Origin of the sequence: Micrococcus sp. GbtcB5 (assembly GCF_019091605.1) — a bacterium.
Lineage (GTDB): Bacteria > Actinomycetota > Actinomycetes > Actinomycetales > Micrococcaceae > Micrococcus > Micrococcus luteus.
This window is the reverse complement of record NZ_JAGXJK010000642.1, coordinates 1-229: the sequence shown is the minus strand read 5'-3', so window position 1 is coordinate 229 and position 229 is coordinate 1. Positions and strand designations below refer to the sequence as shown.

1 pseudogene is annotated in these 229 nt (G+C 84.3%); it reads right to left on the bottom strand.

What is annotated here, in order from left to right:
• Nucleotides 1-229 (bottom strand): annotated as a pseudogene (locus tag KVS67_RS13800) (acetyl-/propionyl-CoA carboxylase subunit alpha); the annotation flags it as partial.

Genomic DNA, 229 nt, shown 5'->3' with positions numbered 1-229 from the left:
GGCGGCGGCCTCCCGGGCGCGGGCCGCGCCGGCCGGGGCGGCGGCCCCCGCGCCGCCGCCGCCGAGGAGGGCCGCGTAGAGAGCGGCGGGCAGGCCCAGGCGCCCGGCGCGGCCGCCCAGCCCGACGGTGACGGCGGTGCGTCCGCCGGCGGGCACCTCGGCGCTCAGGTAGGGGGACTCGGGCAGCGGCTCGGCGAACTCGGACTCGGTCCACGTCGTGGAGACGCCG